This is a genomic window from Lysobacter sp. Soil_C_15, assembly GCF_057657315.1.
Genome location: NZ_JBDGIR010000013.1, coordinates 19,319 through 35,400, shown reverse-complemented (window position 1 = coordinate 35,400; position 16,082 = coordinate 19,319). Strand labels below are relative to the sequence as shown.

General features: G+C 69.7%; 15 protein-coding genes. 9 read left to right on the top strand and 6 right to left on the bottom strand.

From position 1 onward, the window contains the following. Positions 1 to 91: 91 nt before the first annotated feature. The 4 genes from AC3A57_RS21550 to msrA all read left to right on the top strand — a co-directional run bounded on the left by AC3A57_RS21550 (position 92) and on the right by msrA (position 2,911). Entirely contained in the window at positions 92 to 358 is a 267-nt protein-coding gene (locus AC3A57_RS21550; protein ID WP_487580771.1) for a putative signal transducing protein, read from the top strand. Positions 359 to 574: 216 nt separating this feature from the next. Continuing rightward, positions 575 to 1,519, top strand: a complete 945-nt coding sequence (locus tag AC3A57_RS21545) for a DMT family transporter (protein ID WP_487580770.1) — start codon at positions 575 to 577, stop codon at positions 1,517 to 1,519. Between the two features lie 27 nt (positions 1,520 to 1,546). Then, the gene (locus tag AC3A57_RS21540; RefSeq protein ID WP_487580769.1) at positions 1,547 to 2,077 is read left to right on the top strand and encodes an adenine phosphoribosyltransferase; all 531 of its coding nucleotides are present in this window, start codon (positions 1,547 to 1,549) and stop codon (positions 2,075 to 2,077) included. Positions 2,078 to 2,260: 183 nt separating this feature from the next. After that, entirely contained in the window at positions 2,261 to 2,911 is a 651-nt protein-coding gene (gene msrA, locus AC3A57_RS21535; protein WP_487580809.1) for a peptide-methionine (S)-S-oxide reductase MsrA, read from the top strand. A 77-nt stretch (positions 2,912 to 2,988) separates the two neighbouring features. On the opposite strand, the gene AC3A57_RS21530 is transcribed toward msrA, so the two are convergent. Continuing rightward, positions 2,989 to 3,633: a hypothetical protein gene (locus AC3A57_RS21530; protein WP_487580768.1), complete on the bottom strand. Its 645-nt coding sequence runs from the start codon at positions 3,631 to 3,633 to the stop codon at positions 2,989 to 2,991. Then, the gene (locus tag AC3A57_RS21525) at positions 3,630 to 4,574 is read right to left on the bottom strand and encodes a LysR substrate-binding domain-containing protein (protein ID WP_487580767.1); all 945 of its coding nucleotides are present in this window, start codon (positions 4,572 to 4,574) and stop codon (positions 3,630 to 3,632) included. Before AC3A57_RS21525 ends, AC3A57_RS21530 begins: the two co-directional genes overlap by 4 nt. Positions 4,575 to 4,724: 150 nt before the next feature. Here AC3A57_RS21525 and AC3A57_RS21520 point away from each other — a divergent pair, with 150 nt between their 5' ends. Both AC3A57_RS21520 and ahpD read left to right on the top strand, forming a co-directional pair. Next, positions 4,725 to 5,264 carry a peroxiredoxin gene (locus tag AC3A57_RS21520; protein ID WP_487580766.1) on the top strand — a complete coding sequence of 180 codons (540 nt, stop codon included), beginning with the start codon at positions 4,725 to 4,727 and terminating at the stop codon, positions 5,262 to 5,264. Between the two features lie 349 nt (positions 5,265 to 5,613). After that, positions 5,614 to 6,141 (top strand): alkylhydroperoxidase, AhpD family, encoded by a 528-nt coding sequence (gene ahpD, locus AC3A57_RS21515; RefSeq protein WP_487580765.1) that lies wholly within the window; start codon positions 5,614 to 5,616, stop codon positions 6,139 to 6,141. A gap of 876 nt (positions 6,142 to 7,017) precedes the next feature. Here the strand turns inward: ahpD and AC3A57_RS21510 are convergent. Next, complete coding sequence (locus AC3A57_RS21510; RefSeq protein ID WP_487580764.1) at positions 7,018 to 8,622, bottom strand: PKD domain-containing protein; 1,605 nt, start codon at positions 8,620 to 8,622, stop codon at positions 7,018 to 7,020. 411 nt (positions 8,623 to 9,033) lie between these two features. Here AC3A57_RS21510 and prmC point away from each other — a divergent pair, with 411 nt between their 5' ends. Together prmC and pip are read left to right on the top strand one after the other, a co-directional pair. Next, positions 9,034 to 9,918 (top strand): peptide chain release factor N(5)-glutamine methyltransferase, encoded by an 885-nt coding sequence (gene prmC / locus AC3A57_RS21505; RefSeq protein WP_487580763.1) that lies wholly within the window; start codon positions 9,034 to 9,036, stop codon positions 9,916 to 9,918. Between the two features lie 106 nt (positions 9,919 to 10,024). After that, complete coding sequence (pip, locus tag AC3A57_RS21500; protein ID WP_221671541.1) at positions 10,025 to 10,966, top strand: prolyl aminopeptidase; 942 nt, start codon at positions 10,025 to 10,027, stop codon at positions 10,964 to 10,966. Positions 10,967 to 11,352: 386 nt separating this feature from the next. On the opposite strand, the gene AC3A57_RS21495 is transcribed toward pip, so the two are convergent. The 3 genes from AC3A57_RS21495 to AC3A57_RS21485 all read right to left on the bottom strand — a co-directional run bounded on the left by AC3A57_RS21495 (position 11,353) and on the right by AC3A57_RS21485 (position 13,532). Continuing rightward, entirely contained in the window at positions 11,353 to 11,850 is a 498-nt protein-coding gene (locus AC3A57_RS21495) for an NUDIX hydrolase (RefSeq protein ID WP_487580808.1), read from the bottom strand. Positions 11,851 to 11,994: 144 nt separating this feature from the next. Beyond that, on the bottom strand, positions 11,995 to 12,924 hold the full coding sequence (locus AC3A57_RS21490) for a 5'-3' exonuclease (RefSeq protein WP_487580762.1): 930 nt from the start codon (positions 12,922 to 12,924) through the stop codon (positions 11,995 to 11,997). Positions 12,925 to 12,947: 23 nt separating this feature from the next. Next, the gene (locus tag AC3A57_RS21485) at positions 12,948 to 13,532 is read right to left on the bottom strand and encodes a nitroreductase family protein (RefSeq protein WP_487580761.1); all 585 of its coding nucleotides are present in this window, start codon (positions 13,530 to 13,532) and stop codon (positions 12,948 to 12,950) included. A gap of 180 nt (positions 13,533 to 13,712) precedes the next feature. Here AC3A57_RS21485 and AC3A57_RS21480 point away from each other — a divergent pair, with 180 nt between their 5' ends. Then, positions 13,713 to 15,959, top strand: coding sequence for a DUF1631 family protein (locus AC3A57_RS21480; RefSeq protein WP_487580760.1), 2,247 nt, complete (start codon positions 13,713 to 13,715; stop codon positions 15,957 to 15,959). Positions 15,960 to 16,082: the final 123 nt, after the last annotated feature.

The following is a 16,082-nucleotide window of genomic DNA, read 5'->3' as shown; positions in this document are numbered from 1 at the left end:
GGCCGGGCGCGCGTCGCCACGCCCGCGGCGCGCCAGGCGGCGTATGCTGGGCCCAGACCCGCCAGGCCTTACGCGCCGAAGGACGCCGACGATGCAAGTCGTCTACGAAGCCGCCCACCTGATCGATGCCCATCTGGTCCGCCATGCCCTGGAGGCCGCCGGGATCCCGGTGTTCCTGAAGGGCGAGGCCCTGCTCGGCGGGGTCGGCGAGCTGCCGCCGTTCGGCGCGGTTCAGGTTTGCGTGCCGGAAGCGGCCTGGCCGCAGGCGCGCGAGGTGGTCGAGCGCTTGTCCTTCGGCGAACCGCCGCCGGAACGGCCGGAACCGGAGCCGACGCCGCCGGGCTGGCTGCCGGCCTGATCGGCCGCAGCACCGCCGCCCGCAACAACGCTCATCGGCCGCCGCTGCGACTGCGCGGGCCGGCCGTCCCATCGCCCTATCGATCGCGCGCCGCGGCCCCGCCGGGCGCCGCGTCCCGCACCCGCCGCGTTCGCCGCAGCCGGTGCGCGACGATCCGACCCGAACGGAGTTGCCTGCCATGTCTCACCGTCTCTCGACCCGCCGCGGGCGCAGCGCATGAGCGCGCCGGCCGTCTCTTCGATCGATTCGCTGCGCACCCCGTTGCTGCAGATGCTGTTCGGCGCCTCGGTGATCAGCAGCTCGGCGGTGTTCGTGCGCTGGGTGCAGATCGGGCCGGCCGCGTCGGCGTTCTGGCGCATGGCGCTGGCGGCGCTGATCCTGTTCGCGGTGGTCGGGCGGCCGTGGCAACGCGGGCGCCTGCGCGACTGGCGCCCGGACGCGCGCACGCTGGGTCTGGTCATGCTCGGCGCGGCCTTCCTGGCTCTGGATCTTTGGCTGTGGCATCGCAGCATCCTCTACGTCGGCGTCGGCCTGTCGACCCTGCTGGCGAACTTCCAGGTATTCGTGCTCGCCGGCGTCGGCGCGCTGTGGCTGGGCGAACACACCAGTTGGCGGCTGTGGACCGGCCTGGTCATGGGCCTGCTCGGCCTGGGCCTGTTGCTGGCGCCGGGCTGGGGCGGGATGGACACGCGTTTCCGCCTCGGCGTGGTCTACGGCCTCGGCGCGGCGCTGGCTTACGGCGGCTTCCTGCTCGCCTTCCGCGCCGCCCAGGCGCGCCGCGGGCGCACCCCGAACGAGGCCCTGCAATGGTGGCTGTGCCTGGGCTGCGCGATCATGCTGCTGGCGCCGGTGCCGTTCGGCGGCGAGAACCTGTGGCCGAGCGGCGCGCACGACTGGCTGATCCTGTTCGCCTACGCCGCGATCGCCCAGGTGCTGGGCTGGCTGGTGATCGGCCGGGCGATGCCGTTGCTGCCGGCCGGCATCGTCGGCCTGTGCCTGCTGCTGCAGCCGCTGCTGGCCTACGTCTGGGACGTGCTGCTGTTCGGCAAGCGGCTCGGCGCGATCGAACTGGTCGGCCTGGCCCTGTCCCTGGCCGGCATCTTCCTCGGCCTGGCGCGCGGCGATCAGCCGCTGTTCTCGTCCCGCCGCGACCCGGCCTGAGCGCCTCGACTTTCTTACGGTGCAACCATGAGCGATTCCCTGGCTTCGATTTCCTCCCTGATCCGCAGCGTCGCCGACTTCCCCAAGCCCGGCGTGACCTTTCGCGACGTGACCCCGCTGCTGGCCGACGCCGGCGGCTTCGCCCGCTGCATCGACGCGCTGGCCGAACCCTGGCAGGGCAGCGGGGTGCAGGCGGTGTGCGGGATCGAATCGCGCGGCTTCATCTTCGGCGCCGCGCTGGCGCAGAAGCTGCACGCCGGCTTCGTGCCGCTGCGCAAGCCGGGCAAGCTGCCGCCGCCGCTGGTGGCGGTGGAGTACGAGCTGGAATACGGCCGCGACGCCCTGCAGGCGCGCAGCGACGCGCTCAAGCCGGGCGAACGCACCCTGATCGTCGACGACGTGCTCGCCACCGGCGGCACCCTGGCCGCGGCGCGCGAGCTGGTCGAGCGCTTGGATGCGGCGCTGGTCGGCGCCAGCGTGCTGATCGAACTCGACGCCCTCGGCGGCCGCCGGCGCTGGCCGGGCCCGGCGCCGGTGCACGCCTTGTTGCACTACTGAAAGCAAGGAACGAGTCGAGAGCAGCGAGTAGCGAGTGAAAGCGACGGTTTGCTCTCACTCCTCGCTCCTCTTTTCTCCCCACCCGTTCCTGCTCCTTGAATCCCGCCCGCCGGCCCGCATCTCACTCGCACGGCGAACGAACGCCGCAACCGCAGACGGAGACAACCCATGGCCGGCACGTCCATTCCCGGGATCGGTGCGTTCAAGCAGCGCCTGCCGCAGCGCGAGGACGCGTTGCCGGGGCGCGACGAGCCGCTGCCGCTGCATAACGTCCACTACGTCAGCGGCGCCAAGCTGCGCGACGAATTCGTCGGCCTGGCCCGGGTCCAGTTCGGCATGGGCTGCTTCTGGGGCGCCGAGCGCAAGTTCTGGTCGCTGCCGGGAGTGGTCGCCACCGCGGTCGGCTATTCCGGCGGCTACACGCCCAACCCGACCTACCGCGAAGTCTGCAGCGGCCAGACCGGCCACGCCGAGACCGTGCTGGTGGTGTACGACCCGGCCCGGATCGCGTTCGAAGACTTGCTCAAGACGTTCTGGGAAAACCACGACCCGACCCAGGGCATGCGCCAGGGCAACGACGCCGGCACCCAGTACCGCTCGGTCGTCTATTGCGAGGACGAAGCCCAGCACCGCGCCGCGCTCGCCAGCCGCGACGCGTTCCAGGCCGGGCTGAGCGCCGCCGGCTACGGCCAGATCACCACCGACATTCCCGCGCCGCCGGCGCCGGAGTTCTACTACGCCGAAGACGATCACCAGCAGTACCTGGCCAAGAACCCGATGGGGTACTGCGGCCTCGGCGGCACCGGCGTGAGCTGCCCGATCGGCCTGGGCTGAGCCGCCGCCCGATCGGCCGGCGCGACGGCGATGCGGGGCTCTCCCGGCGGCCTCGCGCTAGCCGGGAGTCGCAGCGCTCACAGCGGTTCGATCGCGCAGGCGTAGACCAGTTCGCAGGCGCCGTCGCCGGTGTCGGTGCGGGTCAGCGAACTGCGCCATCGCCATTCGCCCGGGGCGTCGGCCTGCACCAGCCAGCCGTGCACGCGCACGCGCTGGTCCGCGCGCGTGCGCTTGAGCGCGCGCGCGACTTCGGCATCGGCCGGGATGATGTGCAGGTTGGCGCTGGAGCGCTGCATCTCCTGCAGCGGAATCGGCGGCTGGCCTTCGAAACGGTAGGTCAGGAACCGCGCTTCCTGGCTGAAGCGCAATTTCGACAGCACCGCGTCCTCGCGCATGCGTCCCCAGCCCAGGCCCAGGTCGGTGGGCGAAAACTCGGCGGTGAGGCCGTTGCGGTAATCGCGCCGCGACAGCACCCGGCCTTCGATGCTGAAGCCGGCCAGCGGGGTCAGCGTGCCGGGTTCGAGCCGGAACGGCTGCAGGCCGGCCGGCACCGGCGTCTGCAGCGGCTGGGCGTAATCGGCCACTCGCGGCGGCATCGGGCAGCGCACGCTCGCACCCGCCGCCGGCGCCGGATAGTGCAGGGCGCGCGGCGACAGCGGCGAATACCACCAGCCGACCGCGCTCAGCGAAAGCGCCAGCGCCATCCAGCCGCGCAGGCTCATCGCGCCTCGCGCACCGGCTTGCGTCCGCCGGGGCTGCGCGGCGGTTGCAGCAGAGAGGGCGGCAGCTTGCGCAGTTCGTCGGCCAGTTGCATCAGGAACTCGGACATCGCCGAACTGCGCCGCCACAGCATGCCGATCTGCCGGTGCGGCGGCTCGCCGTCGAAGCGCAGCAGATGCACGTCGGGCGAGGGCGGCACCGGCGGCTGCACCGCCAGCATCGGCAGCAGGGTGATGCCGACCCCGGCGGCGACCATCTGCCGCAGCGTCTCCAGGCTGGTGGCGCGGAAGCCGTCGCGCTCGTCGGCGCCGGCCAGGCGGCACACGTCCAGGGCCTGATCGCGCAGGCAGTGGCCTTCCTCGAGCAGCAGCAGGTGCTGGTCGTCCAGGTCGTGCAGTTCCAGGCTGTCGCGCGCCGCCATCGGATGCTGCTGCGGCACCGCCAGCAGGAAGGGCTCGTCGAACAACGGCTCGACGTGCAACTGGTCGTCGTGGATCGGCAGCGCCAGCAGGCCGGCGTCGAGGCGGCCGTCGCGCAGCCGGGCCAGGATCTGGTCGGTCTTCTCCTCGACCAGCAGCAGTTCCAGGCGCGGGAAGCGCTTGCGCAGCCCCGGCACCACGTGCGGGAGCAGGTACGGGCCCAGGGTCGGGAACAGGCCCAGGCGCACCGTGCCGGCCTCCGGGTCCTGGCTGCGGCGGGCGATCTCGCCCATCTGCTCGACGTCGGCGATCACCTTGCGCGCGCGCTCGGCGATGTCGCGCCCGACCGGGGTCAGCATGACCCGGCGCGGCGCGCGCTCGACCAGGGACACGCCCAACTCGTCCTCGAGCTTCTTGATCTGGGTGGAAAGCGTGGGTTGGCTCACGAAGCTGGCCGCGGCCGCCCGGCCGAAGTGCTTGTGATCGGCCAGGGCGACCAGATATTTGAGGTCACGTAGATTCATCGACGGCTGTCCATTGAGGATGGCTATCGGCATAATAGGAACAATTCATTTCAGTAATCAAATGCTGGCATGCAACATAGCCGGCATAGGTTGTGCCCCTCGGCGTCACCCCCTCATCCCAACCCATCCCCTGACTCAGGAGTCACGAGCATGCTTTCGATCGGCGAAAAGTTCCCGAAATTCAAGGTCAAGGCCACCGTCGGTATCGAGAACCTCGATAGCGCCTTCGCCGACATCGACAACGACACCTACAAGGGCAAGTGGCTGCTGGTGTTCTTCTACCCGAAGGACTTCACCTTCGTCTGCCCGACCGAGATCAAGGGCTTCGGCGATCTGAACCAGCAGTTCGCCGACCGCGACTGCCAGGTCCTGGCCGCGTCGACCGACAGCGAGTTCGTCCACCTGGCCTGGCGCAAGGACCACAAGGACCTGCGCGACCTGCCGTTCCCGATGCTGGCCGACATCAAGAAGGACCTGACCTCGGCGCTCGGCATCCTGACCGACGACGGCGTCGCCCAGCGCGCCACCTTCCTGGTCGATCCGGAAGGCATCATCCGCTTCGTCTACGTCACCGACGGCTCGGTCGGCCGCAACCCGCAGGAAGTGCTGCGCGTGCTCGACGCGCTGCAGACCGACGAGCTGTGCCCGTGCAACTGGAACCAGGGCGAGAACACCCTCAAGGTCGCCTGATCCGTGCCGGGTCGTCCCCCGAACGGACGGCCCGTCGCGATCCGACCGGAGAGCGATCTCCCGCGGCGCCGGATTCCGTGACCCGGCGCCCCCTTGGTTCTCCCTGCGCTGGCGGCCCCGCCGGCAGCGCAGTCTTCTTCGGCCATTCCCGCATGCGGGCCGGCTCGGCCGGCCTCCCTCCCTCCCGTGCGGGATGCCTGCAGCCGGGGTTCGCCCCGGCTGCCTCTAATCGCAGCAGCGTTCCTTTCCGTCGTTTCCGAGCCAGCCCTGCGCCCCGCGCACGCCCGCCAGGCGGCGACGCCTGCGCGGCCTTCGGACCGGCGCCTTCCGCAGCATTCAGGAGTTCCCGATGAGCCTTTCCGATCTTCGCAATTCGCTTCCCGATTACGCCAAGGACCTCAAGCTCAACCTCGACAGCGTGCTCAGCGACGCCGGTTCGCCGGGCTTGGACGGCAAGCAGATCCGCGCCATCGCGCTGGCCTCGGCGATCGCCTCGCGCTACAAGCCGCTGGCCGCGGCGGTCGAAGCCTTCGCCGCCGAAAAGCTGTCGCCGGAAGAGATCGCCGGCGCCAAGGCCGCGGCCGCGGTGATGGCGATGAACAACATCTACTACCGCGCCACCCACCTGATCCAGAACGAAGAGTACGGCCAGCTGCGCGCCGGCCTGCGCATGAACGTGATGGCCAATCCGGGCATCGACAAGATGTCGTTCGAGCTCGCCTCGCTGGCGGTGTCGGCGATCAACGGCTGTGGTGCCTGCATGGACTCGCACGAGAAGGTGATCCGCAAGCACGAGATCAACGCCCAGGGCGTGCAGAGCGCGCTGAAAATCGGCGCGGTGGTGCACGCGGTGGCGGTGACGCTGGAGCAGATGTGATCGTCTGATCCGGCAGCATGGCGCCTCCCTGGAATCGCCGGCGAAAGCCGGCGATTTTTTTTTGAGGCCGAACGACACGCAGACCGATCTCGCCAGCATCTCATCACTTTCGCCTTGGCCCTTGCCTGGCGCAGCCTGTAGCTCGCGAGACCGGTGGAGACCCGGAGGGCGCCGCACAGGACGTGCGGCGTTTTCCGATAAGACAGGGATGTCTTATCGGAAAATCCCGGCGCGCGCTTCGAACTCGCAGGGGAGCTTCGTCAAGGAAAGCCCTTTTCTTTGGTTAGCTTTCTTTTGGGCTTAGCAAAAGAAAGTAACCCGGCCGCGCCAGCGGACGGAAGCTTCAGCTCTTGCTTCAACGATGAAACAGCGTGAATCCTTCCTCTCTAGGAGCGCCGCAAGCCGCGACCGCGTTGCGACGATCTTTCGCCGTCTCGCTCAAGCAAGATCAAACGCGTAAAGCTTCCGCCGCTGAAGCGGCGGGTTACTTTCTTTTGTCATAAGCAACAAAAGAAAGGTAACCAAAGAAAAGTGCTTTTCTTCGAATCAAAGGCCCGCGCGTTCGATGCCGACGCAGGGATTTTTCATACGGGACGTCCCTGTCCCGATGAAAAACGGCGCGCATCCCTGCGCGCCGCCCTCCGGGTCTTCGTTAGCCCTCGCGAGTGTCCGGCGACGCATAGCAACGGCAACAACAACGACCGCAATCCCCACGGTAGGAGCGGCGCTCCACAAGGATTTCCTTCGGTCACGAGCCGCGACCGCGTCCTCGCGCGTTTGCGCCGCAACCGCCTGCAACCGCGCGCCTCGACCGTCCGGCGGACGATGCCGATCTCGGCGCCGGCGGATCTCCCCCGATCCGCCGGCGCCGTCCCCTCAACGCACCTCGAACTCGTAGATCCGGGTCGCCGGATCGCCGTTCTGGGTCGGGGTGGCGACGTTGAGCTTGATGTAGCGCGCCGAGATGGCGCCGATCGAGTGGGTGCTGGAACTGGCGGTATTGGCGCTCACCGACACCGGCGTGCTCCAGGTGCTGCCGTTGCTGGAGGTCTGGATGGTGAAGGCCTTGCTGTTCCAACTGGTCGACTCGCCGCCGGCGCCGGCGTGCTTGACCACGAAGCTGCTGACCGTCTGCGCCGAACCCAGGTCGACCTGCAGCCAGGCCGGCGAGGCCAGCGAGCAGAACTTGTCGGTGTTGCCGCCGGAAACGCTGCCGTTGACCGCCTTGGCCGGGCCTTCGTTGCTGTTGCACGCGGTCGAGCCGGTGGCCGGCTTGTTGAGCGCGAGGTTGACGTTGCCGGCGCCGACCGAGACGGTCTGGCTCTTGGTGTGGGTCGCGCCGCCGTTGTCGGTCACGGTCAGGCTGACGGTGTAGTTGCCGGCGCTGGCGTAGGTGCGGCTGGGGTTGGTCGCGGTCGAGGTGCCGCCGTCGCCGAAGGTCCAACTGCGCGCGGCGATGCTGCCGTCGGCGTCGCTGGAGGCGTCGCTGAAACTGGCGGTCAGGCCGTTGACGCTGACGCCGAAGTTGGCCACCGGTGCGGTATTGCCGCTGAGCGCGTTGTTGATCGCCGCCGCGTACTGCGCGCTGGTGCCCTGCGACCAGCATTTCTGGATGTCGTCGTACAGCCACAGGAAGCCGCCGCCGATCCCGGCGCTGGTCTTCCAGCCGGACATGCGGGTCTGCACTTGCGTGGGACTGTCGCCGGCGGTGCAGCCGGTGCCGTGCTTGGTCCACAGGCCGGGCATCACGGTCATGCCCATCGCGGCGTTCCAGTTGGCCGGGTCGTTACCGGCGCCGCCGTCGTAGACCTGCAGGTAGATCCGGTCGACCGAGCTGCCCAGGTTGTCCTTGACTCCTTTCCAGAAGCTCTGGTTGGTGTACGGCGCGAAGGTGATCTTGTAGCCCAGCCCGACCAGCATCTGGCCGAAGGCGGTGGTGTCGGCGACGTTGTAGTGGCTCTCGTCGTCGAAGTTGACCGCATCGGCGCCGGTCGCGGTCTTCAGCGCCTGGAAATTGCGGTAGAGGATGCTGCCGCTGCCGGTGCCGCAGACGATGGTGGTGCCGCAGCCGACGGCGGTGCCGTTGGCCAGCTTGGCCATGCGTTCGAAATCCGGCACGCCCCAGGCGCCGATCGACACCTCGACCCGCTTGACCGAGGTCGGCGCGGTCTTCAGCGAGGCCAGTCGCGCCGGCCAGTCCGCGTCGGCGCCGGTGTAGGCGCCGTTCTTGACGATCGGAATGTCGTTGTAGACCAGGTCGCCGTTGTCCTCGATGTGGATGCTCCACAGGAACACCGTGGTGAAGCCGGAAGCCTTGAGGTCGTTGATCACGGTCTGGCCGCCGGAATAGAACGGGCCGCCGCCGAAGATCGCCGACTCGGCGGCGAACGCGCCCGGCGCGGCGACGGCGAGGGCCAGGGCGGCCAGGCGCGGAACGAAACGGCGCAAGGCGGAAGTCGAGCGTTGGGTCGGCTGAGTCATGGGCGGTCCCCGGATGGATGGTCGGCGGCGGGGCAGGCCGCGATCGCGCGCACGACGGCGCAGGCTCGCGCTGCTTGTCGCCACGGCGGCGACGCGGCCGACATTGCGAGCGGCGATTTCGCGGTGTCAACGTTTGGATCGATTTAAACCCGGTCAAATCGTTTAAAAACCCGGGTGCGCCGGAGTTTTCCCCGAGCAATCAACACGCTGAGCGAAAACGCACATCGGCCGGCGAAGGCGACCGCGCGCACGGATCGCGGCCGGCCTGCGTTGCGTCGCAACACGGATGCGCGCAAAGCCGCCGCTGCGCTCGGCGGCGGGCGCGCAGGCGCGATGCCGCGCAGTAGGGGGAAGGGACGGAACTGCGTTGCTTCGGCGCGTCGCGCCGTGCGCGGCCCTTACAATGCGCCGATGACTTCTTCCGACGACACCGGTTCCGCGGCGCATCCGCCGGCCCCCGGCGCGCGCCGCGTCGACGCGCTGCTGCGTGCGGCGCGCGCGCGCATCGAGCCGGCCGAGGCCGAGCTGCTGCTGGCCCAGGCGCTGGGCCGCAACCGGGGCTGGCTGTTCGCGCACGACGACCATGTGGTCTCCGACCAGGCGGCGCAGCGTTTCGCCGACTGGCTTGCGCGGCGCGAGGCGGGCGAGCCGGTGGCGTACCTGATCGGCAGGCGCGGCTTCTGGCGCTTCGATCTGCAGGTCAGCGCGGCGACTCTGATTCCGCGTCCGGAAACCGAGTTGCTGGTCGAACTGGCGCTGGCGCGGTTGCCGGACGGGCAGGCGGCCCGCGTGGCCGACCTGGGCACCGGCAGCGGCGCGATCGCCCTGGCCCTGGCCTACGAGCGGCCGCAGGCGCGGGTGATCGCCAGCGACGCCAGCGCTGCGGCGCTGGCGGTCGCCGCGGCCAACGCGCGCGCGCTGGGGCTGGGCAATGTCGCGTTCCGCGAGGGCGACTGGTTCGCGCCGCTGGCCGGCGAGCGCTTCGACCTGATCGCCAGCAATCCGCCTTATATCGAGGCCGACGACCCGCACCTGCAGCAGGGCGACCTGCGCTTTGAGCCGGCCAGCGCGCTGGCCTCGGGCGCCGACGGCCTGGATGCGATCCGCGTCATCGCCGCCGCCGCGCCGGCGCATCTGCGAGCGGGCGGTTGGCTGCTGCTCGAGCACGGCTGGAACCAGGGGCCGGCGGTGCGCGCGTTGCTGACCGCCGCGGGCCTGGCCGATGCGATGACCGAGCGCGATCTGGAAGGGCGCGATCGGGTCAGCCTGGCGCGGATGCCGGCGGCGGGCGACTGAGCCGGCGGTTGGGCGCCGCATTCGCCGGCGGCGCCATACGCCGGCGTTGCCGACGCGGCGGGCTCGCGCCGGTAAACTGGTCGGCCTCACGACTGCGAGGCCTGCGATGCGCACGCTCTACCCCGAGATCGAACCCTTCGACACCGGCACCCTGCCGGTCGACGACCGCCACACGCTGTACTACGAGCAGTGCGGCAATCCCGACGGCAAGCCGGTGGTGCTGCTGCACGGCGGTCCCGGCGCGGGCTGCAGCCCGAAGATGCGCCGCTTCCACGACCCGGCCAAGTACCGCATCGTGCTGTTCGACCAGCGCGGCAGCGGCCGCTCGACGCCGCATGCCGACCTGGTCGACAACAGCACCTGGGACTTGGTCGCCGACATCGAAAAACTGCGCGCGCACCTGGGCATCGAACGTTGGCAGGTGTTCGGCGGTTCCTGGGGTTCGACCCTGGCCCTGGCCTATGCGCAGGCCCACCCGCAGCGGGCGACCGAACTGGTCCTGCGCGGCATTTTCATGCTGCGCCGCTGGGAGCTGGAGTGGTTCTACCAGGAGGGCGCCTCGCGCCTGTTCCCGGATGCGTGGGAGCATTACCTCAAGGCGATTCCGCCGGTCGAGCGCCACGACCTGATCAGCGCCTTCCATCGCCGCCTGACCAGCGACAACGAGCAGACTCGGCTCGACGCCGCGCGCGCCTGGAGCGTGTGGGAAGGCGCGACCAGCTTCCTGCACGTCGACCAGGATTTCGTCAGCGGCCACGAGGACGCGCAGTTCGCCCTGGCGTTCGCGCGGATCGAGAACCACTACTTCGTCAACGGCGGCTTCTTCGAGGTCGAGGATCAGTTGCTGCGCGACGCGCACAAGATCGCCGAGATCCCGGGCGTGATCGTGCACGGCCGCTACGACGTGGTCTGCCCGGTGCAGAACGCCTGGGAACTCAAGCAGGCCTGGCCGAAGGCCGAGCTGACGATCACTCCGGCGTCGGGGCATTCGGCGTTCGAGGCCGAGAACGTCGACGCGCTGGTGCGCGCGACCGACCGCTTCGCCTGATCCGCACCCGTCGCGCTTGCGTCGCTCCCCAGTAGGAGCGGCGCCCCACAGGGATTTGCTTCGGTCACAAGCCGCGACCACGGGACGCGCAGAAGATCCAGGGCTGTCGTCGGCGATCGAAGCCGGAAGCTATCGCCTGTAGGAGCGGCGTAAGCCGCGACCACGGGACGCGCAGAAAATCCAGGACTGTCGCCAGCGACCGAAGCCGAAGCTATCGTCGGTAGAAGCGGCGTCCCACAGGGCTTTCCTCCGGTCACAAGCCGCGACCGCCATCGTTCGGTCTCGCCGCGCTTCGTGCCGCAGCGTGGTATCGCGTCGCTTCGGCTGTCGCGGCTCACGCCGCTCCTACAGGAAACGCCGACGTGTCCGGGGCGAAACCGTCCGTTTCAGCCCGCCGCGCTGCCGTCGGGATTGCGTTCGATCATCCACAGCCCGGCCCAGAGTTTGAGGTCGAGCTCGTAGCCTTCGTCCTGCTTGCGCATCAGCCAGGCCGGGGCGAGGTCGCGCGGGACTTCGTGGACGACGATGTCCTCGCCGTCGACGCCGCCGCCGTCGCCGACCCGGCGCAGGCCGGTGGCGCGCACGAAGGCGATGCGCTCGCTGCTCATTCCGGCCGAGGTCGGGCCGATCAGCAGCACTTCGACCTTGGCCGGCTCCCAGCCGGTCTCCTCGACCAGTTCGCGCCGCGCCGCCGATTCCAGGGTGTCGTGATCGTGATCGTCGCCGACCAGGCCGGCCGGCATCTCGATGGTGCGCGCGCCCAGCGGCACCCGTTGCTGTTCGACGAACAGCACCCGGTCGTCGGGAGTCACCGCGATGATGATCACCGCCATGCCCTTGCCGTGGGTGCGCTCGGCGTATTCCCAATGGCCGCGCCGCATCATCCGCAGCCACTGGCCCTGGTACAGCGTTTCGGCGCCGTCGCCGGCGCCGGCATGGGCCTGCTCGGGGTGGTCGCGTCCTTGGTCGGCTGGGGTCATTGCGGTCCTCGCGTCATTGCGTCGCCATATACGTGCGGAAAGACGATGTTATGACGGAACCTGTGACGTCGCGAAGTCGAGTCCGACCGCTTCGTGCAAACGGCGCCGGGTCATCGGTCCGAAACGCAGGCGGTCGCACAGTTCCAGCAGGCCGGCCGGGTCGGCCGGATCGCGCAGGAAGTGACCGCGGTCGCCGCCGAGCGGGGCGTCGATCGCGATCGTGGTCAGCCGCCGGCACAGCAGCGCCTGCTCGCGGTGCGCGCGCAGCTTGGCCGCGGCGCTGGCGGCGCCGCGCAGGCGCAGGAACGGCACTTCCTCGACCCGCGCCAGCAGCGCGTCGAGGCTGCCGAAGTGGCCGAGCAGGGCGGCCGCGGTCTTGGCGCCGATCCCGGGCACGCCGGGGATGTTGTCGACCGCATCGCCGGTCAGGGCCAGGTAGTCGGCGATCTGGCTCGCCAGCACGCCGTGCCGCGCCGGCACGCCGTCGGCGCCCCAGCGCTGGCCGCGGGCGAAGTCCCACTGCTCGTCGTGGACGTCGAGCAACTGCGACAGGTCCTTGTCTGCGGACACGATCACCCCGCGGTAGCCCTGGCCGCGCATCGTGATCAGCGCGCTGCCGATCAGGTCGTCGGCCTCGTACTCGACATCGGCCAGCACCGCCAGGCCGAGCGCGGCGCACAGCGCCTTGCAATGGCCGAACTGGCGCTTGAGCGCGTCCGGAGCCGGGTCGCGGTTGGCCTTGTAGGCCGGGTACAGGCGATTGCGGAAGCACGAGTCCAGCGCCTCGTCGAAGGCGATGGCGATGTGGCGCGGCCGCTCGCGCTCGATCAGCTCGAGCAGGAAGCGGGCGAAGCCGTGCACGGCGTTGGTCGGCCAGCCTTCGGCGTCCTGGAATTCGTCGGGGATCGAATGCCAGGCGCGGAACACGTACAGGCTGGCGTCGACCAGGTAGAGCGGGGGGCGCGGCGTTGCGTTCATCGCTTCATTCCAACACGCGCCGCTCAGCGCGGCGACCAGGTCCGGGTCAGTTCGGACGGATCCGGACGCTCGCGCTCCGGCGCGTCCAGGCGCGCGGTGCCGATGTGGATGAAGCCGGCGATGCGTTCGTCGGCCTCCAGTTCCAGCCATTGCGCGACCTGTTCGTCGTAGGCCGGCCAGCCGGTCAGCCAGACGGCGCCGTAGCCGAAGGCCTGCGCGGCCTGGAGCAGGGCGAAGCAGACGCAGCCGGCGGTGAGGGTGCGTTCGAACTCGGGGATCTTCTCGTCCGGGCCGAGCTTGGCGATCACCGCGACCACCAGCGGCGCATGCGAGAAGCGGCTGCGGTCCTTTTCGATCGCGGCGGGGCCGGCGTCGGGGAAGCGTTCCTGGCCGCGCCGGGCGACGCGTTCGCCGAGTTCGTGTCGGGCCTGGCCCTGCAGCAGCAGGAACCGGAACGGCACGCGCTTGCCGTGGTCGGGCACGCGCACCGCCGACCGCAACATACGCTGCAGCGTCGATTCGTCCGGACCGGGTTCGGTCAGTTGCTTGGCCGGCACCGAGCGGCGTAAATCGAGGGCGTGGAGCAGGTCGGGCGCGGTGGGGGACATAAGAGACAAGGGGACTCCGGTCACAAAAATGAACGACAACACATTAATGGACGCATATTGGCACTATCCTGCCTCTGCAGTCGGAAATCGACGCAGCAGCGTCCAGCTCATCAGGGGAACTCGTAAGTGTCCGGCCACTTGCACGGCGTCGCTCAGGCAACGCGCACCGATCCCGTGCGCGTGCTCGAAGAAATCAAACGACAGACGCTCGAGCAACTCGGGGGGCTGCCGGGCAGCCTGTACCTGCCGATCGAGGAAGCCCTCAAGGCCGAGTCGCTGAAGGGCGACGGACGCAATCACCAGTTCGAAGATCAGGCTGCATTGTGGGTCCTGCGCCAGCAGCAGGCCAGTCATGTGATGGCGTTTCGGCAGCAGGTCGCGCTCGGTTTCGACGCGTTCCGCGCCCCGGGCGCCGCGGTCGGCGGTCTCGGCGGCACGCCGCTGCAACTGGTCGGCGATCAGCAACTGGCCTTCGACCTGGACGGCGAGCGCCTGACCGAGGCGCTGGATCACCGTTATCTGCGCCCGCTGGAGATGATCCAGGGCCGGCTCAAGATGCTGTCGCAGGCGATGGGCACGCCGATCGGGATCAACCCGCTCGGCCCGTACCGCCTGGTGCGCGCCTTCACCGCGGTCTACAACGAAGCCACGGTGACCGAAAGCCTGCGCCTGCGCCTGTTCCGCCAGTACGAACAGGAACTGGCGCGATTGCTCGGCGATCTCTATGGCCGGGTCAATAATCTGCTTGCGACCGCCGGTTACGGCGTCGGTTTCGGCGCCCCCGCGCCCAGCGCGCCGGTGCGCGCGGCCGACGATCGCGCCCGCGAGCGCAACACGCTCGATGAGGTATTCGACACCGTGCCGCACCGCGAGCCCCCCGCGCCCCTGCCCGATTACAGCGCCGCGATGGGCGGCTACAGCGACAGCCACGGCGGCCCCGCCGGCTACGGCGGCCACTACGGCGCGCAGGCGCCGGTGTCGCAGGCCGAAGTCGCCGCGATGGCCAACGAACTGGCCCAGCTGCGCTCGCAGCTGCACGCCTGGCGCGAGGGCATGCTCAACACCGGCGCCTTGCCGCAAGCGCACATGCCGCAGCGCTCGATGGCGCCGCGCCGCGAGCTGCGCGTGGACGAAGTGGTCGGCATGGTCTCGCTGCTGCAGCCCGAACCGCCGGACGCCTTCGCCCGCGCCCTGGCGGTGTCCGGCCGACTCGGCGAAACCATCCGCGACCAGCTCTACGACGGCGCCCGCCGGCTCGGCTTCAATCCCGACCAGACCTGCTTCAGCGCCGAGGAAGACGACGCGATCGACCTGGTCGCGCTGCTGTTCGACTCGCTGTTCCGCAACCACGCCCTGCAGGACCGCGCGCGCCGCGTCTATGCGCGGCTGGTCATGCCCTACGTCAAGGTCGCGCTGACCGACAACGAGGTGTTCGTCAAGCGCGAACACCCGGCGCGGCGCCTGCTGGACGCCATCACCGAGGCCTGCGAAGGCAACGACGGCGAGACCCAGCAGGACCGCGATCTGCTCGAGCGCGCCTCGTCGATCTCGCAGCGCATCGTGTCCGACTACAACGAAGACCTGGCGGTGTTCGAGCTGGCCCACGCCGAACTCGACGCGCTGCTGGCCCAGCACCGGCGCCGGATCGAGCTGCAGGAGCAGCGCGCGGCCAAGGCCACCTACGGCCGCGAGCGCCTCAACGCCGCACGCAACCAGGCCGACCACGCGGTGCGCGAGCGGGTCGGCGACTCCGAGCTGACCCCGGCGGTGGCCGAGTTCCTGGCCACGCCCTGGCGCCATCACGTGGTCCAGGTGCTGCTGCGCGAGAACGAAGATCCCAAGCGCCGCGCCCAGGCGCTGGCGCTGGGCGATGCGTTGGTCATGGCCGACCGCCTGGCCGCGGAGAACCGCGGCCGCGAGTTGGCCGACCAGTTGCTGGCGCTGCAGCCGGTGATCGTGCAGTGCCTGGCCAGTTCGGGCTTGGACGACAACGCCGCCCAGCAGGCGATGGCCGAGCTGGTCCGCGCCCTGGCCACCCCCGACCACACCCGCCGGCAGCATCCGCAGCCGAGCGCGGCCGAGGTCGAAGAGGACGTGGCCGAGGAGCGCAAGCTGTACCTGGCCGCCGGCATGGACCAGACCGCGCACGATCCCTTGCTGGCCCAGCGCATGCGCGAGCTGGAACCCGGCGACTGGCTGCGCCTGACCAACACCCAGGGCGAGACCATCGCGGTCAAGGTCGCCTGGGTCAGCCCGCTGACCTCGCGCCTGCTGCTGGTCAACCGCCGCGGCGTGCGCGCCCTGGTCGCTTCGGCCGAGGAACTGGCGGTCCTGGCCGCGTCCGGCCGGCTGGTGGTCGGCGCCGAGCGCACCGCCTTCGACGAGGCCATGCGGCAGGTGCGGCGGCATCTGGATCGGGTGATTTGAAGCCAGGAACGAGTGGAGAGGAGTGAGGAGTGAGCGAGAGCGGCCTGCGCTTCTACTCGTTCCTCACTCCTCTCCGCTGTTTTCTCGCTCCAATGCGCTACTTCCCGTCCCCGCCGTGACCCG